This window comes from Peterkaempfera bronchialis, assembly GCF_003258605.2.
Taxonomy (GTDB): domain Bacteria; phylum Actinomycetota; class Actinomycetes; order Streptomycetales; family Streptomycetaceae; genus Peterkaempfera; species Peterkaempfera bronchialis.
Genome location: NZ_CP031264.1, coordinates 4,470,939 through 4,485,293 on the forward strand (window position 1 = coordinate 4,470,939; position 14,355 = coordinate 4,485,293).

Consider the following 14,355-nt stretch of genomic DNA (forward strand, 5'->3'; position numbering starts at 1 on the left):
CCGTACGGCAGCCTGATCCGTACGGCAGCCTGATCCGTACGGCAGCCTGATCTGTACGGCAGCCTGATCCCCACGGCGGCGACCGGCCCCGGGCGTGACGCATCCCACGTCCGGGGCCGGTGTCCGCCGACCGGTCGACGGCAGCGGTCGGCGCCGCCGTCGAACTAAAGTCGTCTCTATGACGAAAACCCCGGACAGCGCCGTCCGCTCCTACATCGACCAGCACCGCGCCGCCTTCCTCGACGACCTGGCCTCCTGGCTGCGTATCCCGTCCGTCTCCGCCGACCCCGCGCGGTCCGGCGAGGTGCGCCGGTCCGCCGAGTGGCTGGCGGAGAAGCTGCGGGAGACCGGCTTCCCGGTCGCCGAGATCTGGGAGACCGGTTCCGCGTCCGGCGACGAGGGCCGGGGGCTGCCGGCGGTCTTCGCGGAGTGGCCGTCGGGGGAGCCGGACGCACCGACCGTCCTGGTCTACGGGCACCACGATGTGCAGCCCGCCGCCCGGGAGGACGGCTGGGCCACCGAGCCCTTCGAGCCGGTGGTCGCCGACGGGCGGATGTACGGCCGGGGCGCCGCCGACGACAAGGGCCAGGTCTTCTTCCACACCCTGGGGGTGCGCGCCCACCTGGCGGCGACGGGCCGCACCGCGCCCGCGGTCAACCTCAAGCTGCTGATCGAGGGCGAGGAGGAGTCCGGCTCGCCGCACTTCGCCGCGCTGGTGCGCCGCCACGCCGACCGGCTGGCCTGCGACGCGGTGATCGTCTCCGACACCGGCATGTGGGCCGAGGACACCCCGACCGTCTGCACCGGCATGCGCGGCCTCGCCGACTGCCAGATCGACCTGTACGGGCCGGACCAGGACATCCACTCCGGCTCCTTCGGCGGCGCGGTGCCCAACCCGGCCACCGAGGCCGCCCGGCTGGCCGCCGCCCTGCACGACGCCGACCGGCGGGTGGCGGTGCCCGGCTTCTACGACGGGGTGGTGGAGCTCACCGAGCGCGAGCGGGAGCTCTTCGCCGAGCTGCCCTTCGACGAGGCGGAGTGGCTGCGCGTCGCCCGGTCGCACGGCACCCTCGGGGAGGCCGGACACACCACCCTGGAGCGGATCTGGGCCCGCCCGACGGCCGAGGTCAACGGCATCTGGGGCGGCTACACCGGCCCCGGCGGGAAGACCATCGTGCCCTCCTCGGCGCATCTGAAGCTCTCCTTCCGGCTGGTGGCCGGGCAGGAGGTGGAGAAGGTCCGGGAGGCGGTGCGGGACTGGGTCGCCGAGCGGCTGCCCGCCGGAATCCGCCATGAGATCGTCTTCCCCGGCGCCACCCGGCCCTGCCTCACCCCGCTGGACCACCCGGCCCTCCGGTCGCTGGTGCGCTCCATGGGCCGGGCCTTCGGCCAGGAGGTCCGCTTCACCCGGGAGGGCGGCTCCGGGCCCGCCGCCGACCTCCAGGACGTGCTCGGCGTGCCGGTGCTCTTCCTGGGCATCTCGGTGCCCTCCGACGGCTGGCACTCGGTGAACGAGAAGGTCGAGCTGGACCTGCTGCTCAAGGGCGTGGAGACCAGCGCCTACCTCTGGAGCGACCTCGCCGGGAGCTGGACGCCGGGCGAGGACGCCCGGTGAGTACCGCGGTGTCGGACGATAGGGAGTACGGCGACCGCACGGAACGGGACGGGACGGCAGTGACCTCGCAGCACGCAGCAGACCGGGCGGCGGCCCGGGCAGTGGATCGGCCCGTGGACAGGGCTGTGGACAAGGCTGTGGACCGGGCTGTGGCGGCGAAGGCCGCCGAGCCGGTCGCCCCGGCGCTCTCCAGGGGAGGCGTGGACCGCGCCGCGCACCGCCGCTTCGATGAGCCATGGCTGGCCGCCGCCTGGAGCCACCCCGCGACCAGGGTGCTGCCGATCGCGGGCGGCGAGGCGTTTGTGGTGGACACCGAGCAGGGCACCGAACTGGTGCTGGTGCCCTCCTTCGAGGCGCCGGACGAGGGCGACCGCTACTTCCTGGGCACCGACGACGCCGGGGTCTCCTACTTCGCCCTGGCCGGTGAGTCGCTGCCGGGCCGACTGGACGGCGACGCCCGGCCGGCGGGTCTGCGCGAGGTGGCCGGGCTGCTCTCGGAGCGCGACGCGGGGCTGCTGGTGCACGCGGTGGCGCTGGAGAACTGGCACCGGCTGCACTCCTTCTGCTCCCGCTGCGGGCACCCGACGCGCAAGGCCGGTGCGGGGCACGTACGCCGCTGCACCTCCTGCGCCGCCGAGCACTACCCGCGCACCGACCCGGCGGTGATCATGCTGGTCACCGACGACCAGGACCGCTGCCTGCTGGGGCGCCAGTCGATCTGGCCGGAGGGCCGCTGGTCGACGCTGGCCGGGTTTGTGGAGCCGGGCGAGTCACTGGAGCAGGCGGTGGTGCGCGAGGTGGCCGAGGAGGCGGGGGTGCGGGTGGCCGAGGTCGAGTACATCGCCAGCCAGCCGTGGCCCTTCCCGTCCAGCCTGATGCTGGGCTTTGTCGCCCGGGCGCACCCCGACGGCACCCGGATCACGGTGGACGGCGAGGAGCTCTCCGAGGCCCGCTGGGTCAGCCGGGCGGAGCTGCGGGCCGGTTGGGAGTCGGGGGAGATGCTGCCGCCGTCCGGGATATCCATCGCGCGCCATCTGATCGAGCGCTGGTACGGCGAGCCGATCCCGGCGGCAGCGCGCTGGTAGCCCGCCCGGTCGCACGGGCGGGTGCCCGCGCCCGGCGAGCGCTCCCAGCGCCGGGTGCACCCGATCGGGTGCACCCGGCGCAGCCGTTCCGGGGCCCGCCGGTCGCTTTTCAGCCCCGATGTCGGTTTCCGGCCGGGTTGCGGCCGGTGGTGGGCCCGGTGGTGGGCTCGGTTGTGGGCTCGGTGGCGTGGTCGGCGGTGTGGTCGCCCGCCAGTCGGCAGGTGACCGTCTTGCCTCGGAGTCTGGTGGTCACCTGCCAGCCGCCGCAGAGCCGCTCCACGATCCCCAGCCCCCGCCCGCCCGGCTCATCGGTGCGGGCGGGCCGGGTGGCGGGCAGGTCGGGCCCGCAGTCCGACACCGAGATCTGAAGCGCCTCCTCGGTGAGCACCAGGGCCAGCGAGACCGGGCCGCTGCCGTACCGCACGGCATTGGTGACCAGCTCGGAGACCAGGATCTCGGCGCTGTCCGCCAACTGCGGTGCACCCCAGGCCGCCAGCGCGGTCCGGGCCAGCAGCCGGCTGCGGGCGACATTGCGCGGATGGGAGGGGAAGGAGACCGTGGTGGCCCAGGCGCCCCGGTCGTTCATGGCTGCTCCATGGCAGCCCCGTTGCCTTCCGGCTTCATGCGCGTTGCTCTGTACAGACATCGGATCCCCCCGAATGCAAGTCATTGGAATCAACCCCATGGCTCCATCCTTGACCAATATTGGCTGATTTCCGGGAATAGGTGCAACCGGAATCGCTACATTCCTCGGGTGAACATCTCCCGTGCCCCTGGGCAAGCGCCCAAGTACCAGCGGCTCGCCGCGGACCTGCGGCGCCGCATCGCCGCCGGCGAATGGCAGGGCGGAGCGGCACTGCCCGTCGAAGCCGAACTCGAGACGCAGTACGGCGTCGCCCGCAACACCGTGCGGCTGGCCGTGGACGTGCTGGTCAACGAGGGCCAGCTGGTCCGCGTGCAGGGCAAGGGCACATTCCTGAAGGACCACTCGGTCCTGGACCACCACGCATACCGCTCCGCGTCGGGACCGCAGGCCGGAGACAGCCTGGCAAGCCCCTCCGAGGTGTACGCGGAGGAGGCGCAGGCGGCAGACCGCAGGTTGACGGCGGACTTCGAGATGCTGATCGTACGTGCCCGCACCGACATCGCCGAGCGGCTCGGGCTGCGGCCCGGGGAGGCGGTGGTGCTCCGCAGGGTGCTGCGCTTCCTGGACAGCGAGCCCTGGTCGATCGAGGAGAGCCACTTCCCGGCCGGGCTCGCCGCAGGCACGCCCCTGATGGACCCCGACCCGGTCGACGGCGGCGACGAGATGGTGCTGGCCGACATCGGCCGCACCGAGATCGGTGCGGTGGACCACCTCACCGCCCGGATGCCCGGCCCGGAGGAGGCGCAGTGGTTCCAGGCCGGACCGGGTGTCCCGCTGATGGTGCAGACCCGGGCGACATACGACACCCGGGGCCCGGTCCGGGTGATCGAGACCCGCTACTCGGCCGACCGCAGCCGGCTGCTCTACGGCCTCGGTGAGCTGGCCGGACGCGCGGCCCACGCCGCCCGCACCGGCCGCACCGCGGTCCGGGGCTGAGACGCCGCCGGCCCGCGACCGGTCTCCGGTCGCGGGCCGGCCGCAGCGGCGCCGTGGGGCATGGGCCGTGGGGCGTCAGACGCTCAGCTTGGCCTTCACCTGGGCCAGCGAGGGGTTGGTCAGCGCCGAGCCGTCGGCGAAGAGCAGGGTCGGCACGGTCTGGTTGCCGCCGTTGACCGACTCCACAAACTGCGCCGACGCCGGGTCGTGCTCGATGTTGACCTCGGTGTAGGCGATGCCCTCGCGCTCCAGCTGGCCCTTGAGGCGGCGGCAGTAGCCGCACCAGGTGGTGCTGTACATGGTGACGGACATCGCGGTCGGCTCCTTCGCTCGGTCGGGTGTACGAGCGGCGGTCACGCACCCTGGGGGCGGTCCGCCGCACTCTTCCGAACGCCGGGGCCGCCCGGAACATTCCGGCGCGGGCTACCGGCGCGGTACCAGGGCCGGCGTGCCACCGGAGCCCGAGCGCTCCCGGGGCTGCGGTCGTACAGGCTGCGGTCGTACAAACCCACCGGGGCTGTGGACAACCCGCCGCAGAGTGTCCGCCGGGCTTGAGAGGATGTCCCCATGCAGGCACAGCTCCCGGTCCCGGACGAACCGCGCCACCCGTACGGCCCCGACAGCGGCGGGCCGGCCGACGCCGACGCGGTGCTCGCCGGCCTCGACCCCGAGCAGCGCGCGGTCGCCACCGCGCTGCACGGCCCGGTCTGCGTGCTCGCCGGCGCCGGTACCGGCAAGACCCGCGCCATCACCCACCGCATCGCCTACGGCGTGCGCAGCGGCGTCTACCGGCCGCAGCAGGTGCTCGCGGTCACCTTCACCGCGCGCGCCGCCGGCGAGATGCGCGGGCGGCTGCGCCAGCTCGGCGCCGAGGGCGTGCAGGCGCGCACCTTCCACTCCGCCGCGCTCCGCCAGCTCCAGTACTTCTGGCCGCGCGCCGTGGGCGGCGAGGTCCCCCGGCTGCTGGAGCGCAAGGTGCAGCTGGTCGCCGAGGCGGCCGGGCGCTGCGGGCTGCGGGTGCAGCGCACCGAGCTGCGCGACCTCACCGGGGAGATCGAGTGGTCCAAGGTCACCCAGATCGTCCCGGAGGACTATCCTGCCGCCGTCGCCAAGGCCGGCCGCGAGGCCCCCCGCGACGCCGCCGAGATCTCCCGCGTCTACGGCATCTACGAGCAGCTCAAGCGGGACCGGGGCGTCATCGACTTCGAGGATGTGCTGCTGCTCACCGCCGCCATCCTGGAGGACCGCCCGGAGATCTCCGAGCAGGTCCGCGCGCAGTACCAGCACTTCACCGTGGACGAGTACCAGGACGTCTCCCCGCTCCAGCAGCGGCTGCTCGACCAGTGGGTGGGCCCCGGCTCCAGCCTCTGCGTGGTGGGCGACGCCAGCCAGACCATCTACTCCTTCACCGGCGCCACCCCCGACTACCTGCTGGGGTTCCGGACCAGGCATCCGGACGCCACGGTGGTCAAGCTGGTCCGCGACTACCGCTCCACCCCCGAGGTGGTCCACCTGGCCAACGGGCTGCTGGCGCAGGCCCGGGGCCAGGCCGCCCAGCACCGCCTGGAGCTGGTCTCCCAGCGCGACGCCGGGCCCGACCCCGTCTACACCGAGTACACCGACGAGCCCGCCGAGGCCGAGGGCACCGCGCACCGCATCCGGGAGCTGCTGGCGCGCGGCGTGCGGGCCAGCGAGATCGCGGTGCTGTTCCGTACCAACGGCCAGTCCGAGGTCTATGAGCAGGCGCTGGCCGACCTCGGCCTGCCCTACCAGCTCAAGGGCGCCGAGCGGTTCTTCGAGCGGCCCGAGATCCGCGAGGCCGGGATGCTGCTGCGCGGCGCCGCCCGGGCCGGTGCGGACACCCTCGCCGTGGACGGGCCCGACCTGGCCGCCCAGGTGCGGGCGGTGCTGGCCACCCGGGGGTTCACCCCGGAGCCGCCGGGCGGCTCCGGTGCGGTGCGGGAGCGCTGGGAGTCGCTGGCCGCCCTGGTCCGGCTGGCCGAGGAGTTCGAGTCGGCGCAGCGTGCCGCCGGCCGGGACGCCGACCTGGCCGCGTATGTCGCCGAGCTGGACGGGCGTGCCAATGCGCAGCACGCGCCCGCCGTGGAGGGCGTCACCCTCGCCTCGCTGCATGCCGCCAAGGGCCTGGAGTGGGACGCGGTCTTCCTGGTCGGCCTCACCGAGGGCATGATGCCGATCACCTATGCCAAGACGGACGAGCAGATCGAGGAGGAGCGCCGACTCCTCTATGTCGGCGTCACCCGTGCCCGGGTCCACCTCTCCCTCTCCTGGGCCCTCGCCCGCTCCCCGGGCGGCCGGGCCGGTCGCATCCCCACCCGTTTCCTGGACGGCCTGCGGCCCGGCTCCAGCGCGCGCTCCGGTGCGCGGGCCGGTCGCGGCGGGCACGCCGGAGCGGAGGCGGGGGGCGAGCGCGCCGGCGGGCGCCGCAACCGGGGGCCGGTGAAGTGCCGGGTCTGCGGCCGGGCGCTGACCGAGGCGGTGGAGCGCAAGCTGCGCCGCTGCGAGGGCTGCCCCTCCTCGATGGACGAGGCGCTCTTCGAGCGGCTGCGGGAGTGGCGCAGTGAGCAGGCCCGTACCCACGGGGTGCCGGCGTATGTGGTCTTCACCGACGCCACCCTGATGGCCATCGCCGAGGATCCGCCGGGCAGCGAGCGGGAGCTGGCCGGAATCCCCGGGGTGGGCCCGTCCAAGCTGGACAAGTACGGAGCCGACGTGCTGTCGTTGTGCTCGGGGGAGCAGCCGGTCGGAGCCGTACCGGAGCCGTCCGGGGACGACCCGGGGGACGACGGCGGCGAAGCCCCGGAAAACTCGCCCGAAAAATAGTTTGCGCGTCCCGTACCCCGCGCAATAGCCTGCCGAGGCGGCCAAGGGGAACGAGGTCGCGAGCTGTGCGGATTCCCATCCGTCACATCTGCATCACCTGCATCACCTGCAACACACGCATCACCGACAGAGCCAGCCAGTCGGGACCCGGGGGACCGGGGCCTGCGAGACGCCGAAAGGAGGCGGGGACAGTGGAGACCACCGAGATGATCACGACGATCAAACTGACGGACGAGACCGTCGCCGTCGCCATGGGCGTTTCCGCCGCAGCCGCGCATCTGCGTGGCGGCGTCGTCCTGGCCAGTGGCGTCCTCGGCCTTGACAGGACCGTTCTGTCCGTCACCGGTACTACCGGCACCACCGGTACCGGCATGACCGGCGCCGGTCTGTCCCGTGGCTGGACCCCCGTCGTGGTGAAGCGTGTGGAGCGCAGCGACCGACCGACCCAGGCACCGAAGGCAGCGGCAGCAGCCGCCGAGTACGGCTATGTCCACGCCATCGGTGCCGGCAACCAGCAGGACCAGCAGATTCACCAGGCAGCGGCCGATTTTGCGACCGATGCCACCCGTTCGATGCGGGCCTTCCGCGGGCTCGAACCCTGGAGAGAACGAACCTGATCCAGCGTCAGGTCGGCACCTCCAGGGCCGCGGAACCCGTCACCGGGATCCGCGGCCCTTCTGTTTGTCCGGTACCACCGCCCCACCGGCCCACAAGGCCGGAACGAAACCAAAGACGAGGTAGACGCAGAAGTGTCCACGGTCACCACACCGCACCCCCCGTCCGTACCGATGACAGAGCCGATCACCCCGGCCGACAAGGCCGGTCCCCCGGAGGTTTCCCTGATGCAGATCACCGTGCTGGACGAGTCCGACGCCCTCGGCGCGTCCATGCCGTGCCGCTCCTACGACCCGGAGGTCTTCTTCGCGGAGACCCCGGCGGACGTGGAGTACGCCAAGTCCCTCTGTGCCACCTGCCCGGTGAAGGCGGCCTGCCTCCAGGGCGCGCTGGAGCGCCGCGAGCCCTGGGGCGTCTGGGGCGGGGAGCTCTTTGTGCAGGGTGTCGTCGTGGCCCGCAAGCGGCCGCGTGGCCGTCCGCGCAAGTCCGAGGTCGCCGCGTGACCGCCACCCTGGTCCGCCCCGATGACGGCCTGCGGATCTCCATCCGCGTCGCCGCAGCCAAGGCCGACTCCCGCCTCCACGACTCCACGCACCACGAGCAGGACCCGACGATGACCCCGATTCCCGACCCGACCGTCCGCCCCGAGCAGACCTCCGAACTGACTCTCCAGAACAGGACCCGCGACATGCATCTCATGCACGAAGCCATGGCCCGTGCCCATATGCAACAACTGCACCATCAAGCCGAGGGCGAGCGGCTCGCCCGACGGGTCGTCACCGCCCGTCGGCTGAAGCGCCGGGCCGAGCGTGCCTCGCTGCGCGCCCGCCGTGCCCTCGCCGTCGCGCTGATGCAGTAACCCGCACGACCCGCTCCATCCGCACGACCCGCTCCACCCGCAACACCCATGGACCGCGCATGCGAACGGCCCGCCAGGCACCCCAGCTGCCTGGCGGGCCGTTCGCCGTTCGCCGTACGGCCGTCAGCCCAGGCCCTCGTCGCGCGCAAAGCCCGGCAGCCACTCCAGCATCTCCCGGCGGAACGGCGCCTCCGCGCCCAGCTGGCAGAGCACCCCGATGGTGGAGAGCGTCACCCGGTGGATCAGCAGGTACGACGGCGGCAGATTGAGCTGCTTGCCCAGGTCATAGGCGGGGGAGCGCGGATCGGCGATCCGCGCAGCCTGGGTGCGCATCCAGGCCCGGGTGAAGGTGAAGCGGTCCTCGGCGGCCGGTTCGATCATCGGCATCAGATAGTCCAGCACCGCATCCGGGTCCAGCTCGATGGTCGGCTTGACGAAGCCCTCCTGGCGCAGCATCTCCAGCACCGCCCCGGCCTCCCCGGCCAGCGCCATCCGCAGCGCCGTGCCGACCGGCAGCGGCAGCCCCTCGGGCAGCCGGTCCACCGTCCCGAAGTCCATCACGCCCAGCAGCCACCCCTCCGGCGGGCCGTCGTCCTTGATCAGCCGGAAGTTGCCCGGGTGCGGGTCGGCGTGCAGCAGCCCGGTGCGGGCCGGACCGGCGAACAGGAACCGCACCAGCAGCCAACCGGCCCGGTCGCGCTCCTCCCGGCTGCCCCGGGCGATGATCTCGGCCAGCGGCACCCCGTCCAGCCACTCGCTGACCAGCACCTGGTCGGACTGGGCCACCACCGCCGGCACCCGGATGTCCGGGTCGCCCTCGAACTCCTCCGCGTGGGCCTGCTGCGCCTTGGCCTCCAGGGCGTAGTCCAGCTCCTCGGCCACCCGCTCCCGCAACTCGGCGATCAGCGGCTTGATGTCCAGTCCCGGGATCAGCGGGCCGATCAGCCGCGCCACCCGGGAGAGCTGGTTGAGGTCGGAGAGCAGCGCCTCACCGGCCCCCGGGTACTGGACCTTCACCGCCACCACACGGCCGTCCCGCCAGACCCCTCGGTGCACCTGCCCGATCGAGGCGGCTGCCGCCGGCCGGTCGTCGAACTCCAGGAAGTCATCCCGCCACCTCGCCCCCAGCCGCTCCGCCAGTACCGTGTGCACGGTCGCGGCGGGCATCGGCGGCGCGGCGTCCTGGAGCTTGGTCAGCGCTGCCCGGTACGGGCCGGCCACCTCCTCCGGAAGCGCCGCCTCGAAGACGGAGAGCACCTGCCCGAACTTCATCGCTCCGCCCTTCAGCTCCCCCAACACCTTGAAGAGCTGGTCGGCGGTGCGCTGCTGCATCTCGGCGGCGACCACATCGGCGGGCCGCCCGCCGATCCGCTTGCCCAGGCCGAGTGTGGCGCGACCGGCTATCCCCAGCGGCAGCGCGGCGAGCTTCGCGGTCCGCGTCACTGCCTTGCGTGGAAGATCGCTCACACTGGCCTCCCTGGTACCTGGCCGCCGGGGTCCCGCGCGGTCGCGAGGTGGCGGTCCCTCCGCCATTGTGCCCGCTGCCCCCACCGTTCCCGGCCGATCCCACGCGCCCCTGCGGGCAGACCGACCCCGGACATCCGACCCTGACATCGCCTAACCCCCGTACCAGGCACAGCCGCAGTCCGGGTGGAGCGGCATCCGCAGCCGCCGCACCATGCCGTCCGCCGCAGACAGCTCCATCACCCCGTCCACACTGGGCGGCCGACCGCCGTCCAGCAGCATCAGCACATGCAGCGCCGCCAGACCCGCGACCGCTCCGGCCAGCGCGGTGTCGCAGGCGGGCGTACGGGCCCGGGCCGCCCCGTCCGAGCAGAGCTGGGCCACCAGCCGCACCCAGGCCGGGTCCCGGTCGCCCCGGTGCAGCGTCGCGCAGCCGCCGCAGGCGGCGGCCCCCGGCAGCACCAGCGGGCCGACCAGGCCCAGATGCTCCACCACGCAGGTGTAGAGGTGCGGCACCCCCGCCCGCATCAGCTGCCGCCCCTGCGCCGGGTCGGCGGCGAGCCCGGCCGTACCGTCGCGCGGTGCGACCACCACCAGCTGCGGCGTACCGGCCCTGGCCGCCGGAGCCGTACCGGCCCCGGCACGGCGCAGCGCCTCACGGGCCGCAGTGGTGCGCAGCCGGCCGACATCCTGCGGTGGGACGCCCGCAGGAGTGCAGTCGCCCGCCGCGACCCGCCCCCGGTCGACCACCTCGACCACCCCCACACCCGCCGCCGCCAGCAGCGCCGCCACCGCGGCGCCGACCCGGCCGGCGCCGCGCACCTGCACCGCCGCCGAGCCGCGCGCCGCCAGCAGCGCGGGCGCGGCGCCCGGCTCCGGATGCACCAGGGAGAGCGAGGCGAGGTCCGGAGCCAGCCGGCGGCGGTAGGGCGCGGGAAGGGGGCCGAGGGCCTGCTGGGCCCCGGCGTCGTCCAGCAGGCCCGCCCGGGCCAGCGACCCCAGCAGCTCCCGGGCCGGACCGCTGCCCACACCGAGCCGCTCGCCCTCCGCGAGCAACTGCTCGGTCTCCCGGCTGCCGTCCACCAGGTCGAGGAAGGCGCTCACCGCCGGCCGGACGCCGTCCAGCAGCACGGCGCGCTCCGCCACCGCGCCGAACTGCAGCACCTCGCGCTCCCGCCAGGTGCGGGGCAGTGCGGTCTTGAGCATCGGACGGGTCATCCCGGTCTCCCCCTTCGGCCACTGATCCCTTCGGCCACTGATCTTCGGCCACTGACGGCAGCATGCGGCGAGGCGGGCGGAAGGGGAAAGCCGGTCGTCCACAGCCCACGGAGATCATCCGATCGTCTTCTTGCGGCCTGTGGACAACCGTGTCCTGCCCGAGACCGGATTCCGGCCGGGACAGGGGACTTCTGCACCCCCAGCAGGTAACGTCGTCGCCGTGGCAGCCGAACGGGACTCCCATTCTGCGACGCCGCGTCGGCGTGCCCCCGACGGACCGGCGCAGCCGTCCGATGTCGAGGTGCGCCGCAGTGCCCGCCGTCGGCGCACCGTCTCCGCCTACCGCGAGGGCGACCGCACCGTCGTCCTGATCCCGGCCCGGATGTCGGCTGCGGAGGAGCGGCGCTGGGTGGCGCTGATGCTGGACAAGCTCGCGGCCCAGGAGAGCAGGCGCGCACTGGGCGACGACGCCCTCGCGGCCCGCGCCGGCGAGCTGTCCGACCGGTACCTCGGCGGCAGGGCGGTGCCCGACCGGGTCCGCTGGGTCACCAACCAGAACACCCGCTGGGGCTCCTGCACCCCCGCCGAGCGCTCCATCCGGCTCTCTCACCGGTTGCAGGGCATGCCCGAGTACGTCGTCGACTACGTCCTGCTGCATGAGCTGGCCCATCTGCTGGTGCCCGACCACGGCCCCCGCTTCTGGGCCCTGCTGGACGCCTATCCGCGTACCGAGCGGGCGCGCGGCTATCTGGAGGGGGTGGTCGCCGCCGCCCGGCTGCCCCATCTGCCGGGAGAGCGGGGCGGCGAGGCGGGGCCGTCGGACCTCGCACGGCACGACGACCCCGCGCAGCACGACGACTGCGTCTGACCGGCCGCAGCCCCCGCAGCGCGCTCCGCTGCGGAGGCTGCGAGGGCTGCGGCCGATGCCCCGCCTCAGCCGGTGGTCCGCCGGGCCAGCGCCACCAGTTCCCGTACCGAACGATCCGTCAGCTCCGGCAGCGCCCCATAGCCGAACCAGCGCAGATCCAGCGACTCCTCGCTGATCGACGCCTCCGCACCGGCCGGGGCCAGCGCGACATACTGCACATCCAGATGGACGTTCTCCGGCCGGCCACGGCCGGTGCAGCGCACCCGGTGCCGGTCCAGCCGCACCGGAATCGGCCCGCCGCCGCCGTCCCCCAGCAGCCGCAGCCCCGGGATGCCGGACTCCTCGGTGGCCTCCCGCAGCGCCGCCGCCGCCAGCGTGCCGTCCTCCGGCTCGCAGTGGCCGCCCATCTGGAGCCAGCGGCCCACCTTGGGGTGCAGGGTGAGCAGCACCCGCCCCTGGACCGGGTCCACCACCACGGCGCTGGCGGTGAGGTGCGCGGGCAGGCAGGACCGCCAGAGGCCGTCCCGATGGGAGACCAGATGGTCCAGGTAGTCCAGCCGCAGCTGCTCCTGCGCGCCGTCGGGCGCGTCCGGCGCCGTCCAGTCCTTCAGCACCCGTACGGCGTCGTCGTGCAGCGTCATGCGGTGGGCTCGCCCTTTCCCTTGCCGTCCTGCCCCTTGCCGTCCTGCCCCGTGCCGTCCGTCCCGTCGCCCTCGCTGCCGTCGGACCCCTTCTCCAGGTCGGAGAAGTCGAACCCGCTCATATCCAGCTCCTCGCGGTGGACAAAGCCGTCCGGGTCGTCCAGGTCGGACGCGGTGGGCAGCATGTCCGGGTGGCTCCAGAGCGCGTCCCGCCCCTCCAGACCCCGGGCGTCCGCCAGCGACGCCCACAGCCGGGAGGCGTCCCGCAGCCGGCGCGGCCGCAGCTCCAGGCCCACCAGGGTGGCGAAGGTCTGCTCGGCCGGGCCGCCGGTCGCCCGGCGGCGGCGCAGCGTCTCGCGCAGCCCGGCGGCGTGCGGCAGATGCGGTGCGGCCGCGGCGTGCACCACCGCGTCCACCCAGCCCTCCACCAGCGCCAGCGCGGTCTCCAGCCTGGCCAGCGCGGCCTTCTGCGCGGGGCTGTCCTCCGGCTGGAAGACCCCGCCCTGAAGCGCCTCCTGCAATGCCTCGGGATTGGCCGGATCCAGCTGGCCGACCATGTCCTCCAGCCGCGCGGTGTCCACCTTGATGCCCCGGGCGTAGGACTCCACGGCGCCGAACAGGTGCTGCCGCAGCCATGGCACATGGGCGAAGAGCCGCTGGTGGGCGGCCTCGCGCAGGGCCAGGTAGAGCCGGACCTCCTCGGCCGGGATGTCCAGCCCGGCGCCGAACCGCTCGATGTTCTGCGGCAGCAGCGCCGCCTGCCGGGCCGGGCCCAGCGGCAGGCCGACATCGGCCGAGCCGACCACCTCGCCCGCCAGCGCGCCCAGCGCCTGTCCCAGCTGGGTGCCGAACATGGCGCCGCCCATGCTGCGCATCACGCCCAGCAGCGGGCCCGCCATGGCCTGCATCTCCTCCGGGACCACGCCGCCCATGGCGCCCGCCACCTGCTCGGCGACCGGGTCCACCAGGTCCTTCCAGACCGGGATGGTGGCCTCGATCCACTCCGCCCGGCTCCAGGCCACGGCGGTCCCCGCACCGGAGGGGAAGTCGGTCACCGAGTCCAGCCAGAGGTCGGCCAGCCGGACCGCCTCCGCCACGGCGGCCTTCTCGCCGCTGCTCACCGAGCGGTCCTTGCCGCCGCCCTCGGCGTCCCCGGTGACCACGGTCTGCCGGGCGATGTCCTTGGCCAGGTCCCAGTTGACCGGGCCGCCCTCGAAGGAGAGCATCTGGCCGAGCTGCTGGAAGGCGGCGCCGAGGTCCGCCGGGTTGAAGGCGCCGCCGAGCATCGCCGCGAAGGGGTTGTCGGCCGAGCCGGCGCCCTGGGCGCCCCCCATGCCGAACATGCCACCGAACGGGTTGCCGCCGAAGCCGAAGGGGTTGGGGGTGCCGCCGGAGCCCTGCCCCGAGCCGCCCGAGCCGCCCTTGCCACCGGAGCCCTGACCGGAGCCGGACCCCTCGCCGCCCTTGCCGGGCTTTCCGTCCTCGGGCTCCTCAGGGGGGACACCGAATCCGAAGGGGATGTCGCTCACGAGTTCCTCGATCTCGTCGGCCGTCACTGGGTGCT

General features: G+C 73.8%; 14 protein-coding genes. 8 read left to right on the top strand and 6 right to left on the bottom strand.

The window, feature by feature from the left end; translation table 11 throughout:
* Window positions 1–178: 178 nt before the first annotated feature.
* On the top strand, window positions 179–1,615 hold the full coding sequence (locus C7M71_RS19935) for a M20/M25/M40 family metallo-hydrolase (RefSeq protein WP_111492596.1): 1,437 nt from the start codon (window positions 179–181) through the stop codon (window positions 1,613–1,615).
* A gap of 137 nt (window positions 1,616–1,752) precedes the next feature.
* A complete protein-coding gene (gene nudC / locus C7M71_RS19940; protein ID WP_407675994.1) occupies window positions 1,753–2,700 on the top strand; it encodes an NAD(+) diphosphatase in 948 nt (315 codons plus the stop codon).
* 109 nt (window positions 2,701–2,809) lie between these two features.
* Here nudC and C7M71_RS19945 read toward each other — a convergent pair whose 3' ends face one another.
* Window positions 2,810–3,286, bottom strand: coding sequence for an ATP-binding protein (locus C7M71_RS19945; protein WP_162824312.1), 477 nt, complete (start codon window positions 3,284–3,286; stop codon window positions 2,810–2,812).
* A 168-nt stretch (window positions 3,287–3,454) separates the two neighbouring features.
* Here C7M71_RS19945 and C7M71_RS19950 point away from each other — a divergent pair, with 168 nt between their 5' ends.
* Window positions 3,455–4,282: a GntR family transcriptional regulator gene (locus tag C7M71_RS19950; protein ID WP_162824313.1), complete on the top strand. Its 828-nt coding sequence runs from the start codon at window positions 3,455–3,457 to the stop codon at window positions 4,280–4,282.
* A gap of 75 nt (window positions 4,283–4,357) precedes the next feature.
* On the opposite strand, the gene C7M71_RS19955 is transcribed toward C7M71_RS19950, so the two are convergent.
* A complete protein-coding gene (locus C7M71_RS19955) occupies window positions 4,358–4,594 on the bottom strand; it encodes a mycoredoxin (protein ID WP_111492594.1) in 237 nt (78 codons plus the stop codon).
* A gap of 255 nt (window positions 4,595–4,849) precedes the next feature.
* Between C7M71_RS19955 and C7M71_RS19960 the strand changes: the two genes are divergently transcribed.
* From C7M71_RS19960 to C7M71_RS19975, 4 genes are all read left to right on the top strand, one after another.
* Window positions 4,850–7,126: an ATP-dependent DNA helicase UvrD2 gene (locus tag C7M71_RS19960; RefSeq protein ID WP_114914453.1), complete on the top strand. Its 2,277-nt coding sequence runs from the start codon at window positions 4,850–4,852 to the stop codon at window positions 7,124–7,126.
* Window positions 7,127–7,317: 191 nt separating this feature from the next.
* On the top strand, window positions 7,318–7,743 hold the full coding sequence (locus C7M71_RS19965; RefSeq protein ID WP_111494966.1) for a hypothetical protein: 426 nt from the start codon (window positions 7,318–7,320) through the stop codon (window positions 7,741–7,743).
* Between the two features lie 171 nt (window positions 7,744–7,914).
* Window positions 7,915–8,244: a WhiB family transcriptional regulator gene (locus tag C7M71_RS19970; RefSeq protein ID WP_111494972.1), complete on the top strand. Its 330-nt coding sequence runs from the start codon at window positions 7,915–7,917 to the stop codon at window positions 8,242–8,244.
* Entirely contained in the window at window positions 8,241–8,600 is a 360-nt protein-coding gene (locus tag C7M71_RS19975) for a hypothetical protein (protein ID WP_407675922.1), read from the top strand. The genes C7M71_RS19970 and C7M71_RS19975 overlap by 4 nt, the downstream gene beginning before the upstream one ends.
* Window positions 8,601–8,723: 123 nt before the next feature.
* Here the strand turns inward: C7M71_RS19975 and C7M71_RS19980 are convergent, their stop codons facing one another.
* Window positions 8,724–10,067, bottom strand: a complete 1,344-nt coding sequence (locus tag C7M71_RS19980) for an ABC1 kinase family protein (protein ID WP_111494968.1) — start codon at window positions 10,065–10,067, stop codon at window positions 8,724–8,726.
* Window positions 10,068–10,217: 150 nt separating this feature from the next.
* Window positions 10,218–11,282 carry a ThiF family adenylyltransferase gene (locus C7M71_RS19985; RefSeq protein ID WP_114914454.1) on the bottom strand — a complete coding sequence of 355 codons (1,065 nt, stop codon included), beginning with the start codon at window positions 11,280–11,282 and terminating at the stop codon, window positions 10,218–10,220.
* 220 nt (window positions 11,283–11,502) lie between these two features.
* Here C7M71_RS19985 and C7M71_RS19990 point away from each other — a divergent pair, with 220 nt between their 5' ends.
* Window positions 11,503–12,150, top strand: coding sequence for a M48 metallopeptidase family protein (locus C7M71_RS19990; RefSeq protein ID WP_111492706.1), 648 nt, complete (start codon window positions 11,503–11,505; stop codon window positions 12,148–12,150).
* 65 nt (window positions 12,151–12,215) lie between these two features.
* On the opposite strand, the gene C7M71_RS19995 is transcribed toward C7M71_RS19990, so the two are convergent.
* Together C7M71_RS19995 and C7M71_RS20000 are read right to left on the bottom strand one after the other, a co-directional pair.
* Window positions 12,216–12,791 carry an NUDIX hydrolase gene (locus tag C7M71_RS19995; RefSeq protein WP_111492705.1) on the bottom strand — a complete coding sequence of 192 codons (576 nt, stop codon included), beginning with the start codon at window positions 12,789–12,791 and terminating at the stop codon, window positions 12,216–12,218.
* Entirely contained in the window at window positions 12,788–14,320 is a 1,533-nt protein-coding gene (locus C7M71_RS20000) for a zinc-dependent metalloprotease (RefSeq protein ID WP_111492707.1), read from the bottom strand. The genes C7M71_RS19995 and C7M71_RS20000 overlap by 4 nt, the downstream gene beginning before the upstream one ends.
* Between the last annotated feature and the right edge of the window lie 35 nt (window positions 14,321–14,355).

What these genes read in the sequence shown, in the direction of transcription:
- C7M71_RS19935 (WP_111492596.1), top strand. Translation starts at nt 179, where the DNA reads ATGACGAAAACCCCGGACAGCGCCGTCCGCTCCTACATCGACCAGCAC.
- C7M71_RS19945 (WP_162824312.1), bottom strand. Translation starts at nt 3,286, where the DNA reads ATGAACGACCGGGGCGCCTGGGCCACCACGGTCTCCTTCCCCTCCCAT.
- C7M71_RS19955 (WP_111492594.1), bottom strand. Translation starts at nt 4,594, where the DNA reads ATGTCCGTCACCATGTACAGCACCACCTGGTGCGGCTACTGCCGCCGC.
- C7M71_RS19960 (WP_114914453.1), top strand. Translation starts at nt 4,850, where the DNA reads ATGCAGGCACAGCTCCCGGTCCCGGACGAACCGCGCCACCCGTACGGC.
- C7M71_RS19970 (WP_111494972.1), top strand. Translation starts at nt 7,915, where the DNA reads ATGACAGAGCCGATCACCCCGGCCGACAAGGCCGGTCCCCCGGAGGTT.
- C7M71_RS19985 (WP_114914454.1), bottom strand. Translation starts at nt 11,282, where the DNA reads ATGACCCGTCCGATGCTCAAGACCGCACTGCCCCGCACCTGGCGGGAG.
- C7M71_RS19995 (WP_111492705.1), bottom strand. Translation starts at nt 12,791, where the DNA reads ATGACGCTGCACGACGACGCCGTACGGGTGCTGAAGGACTGGACGGCG.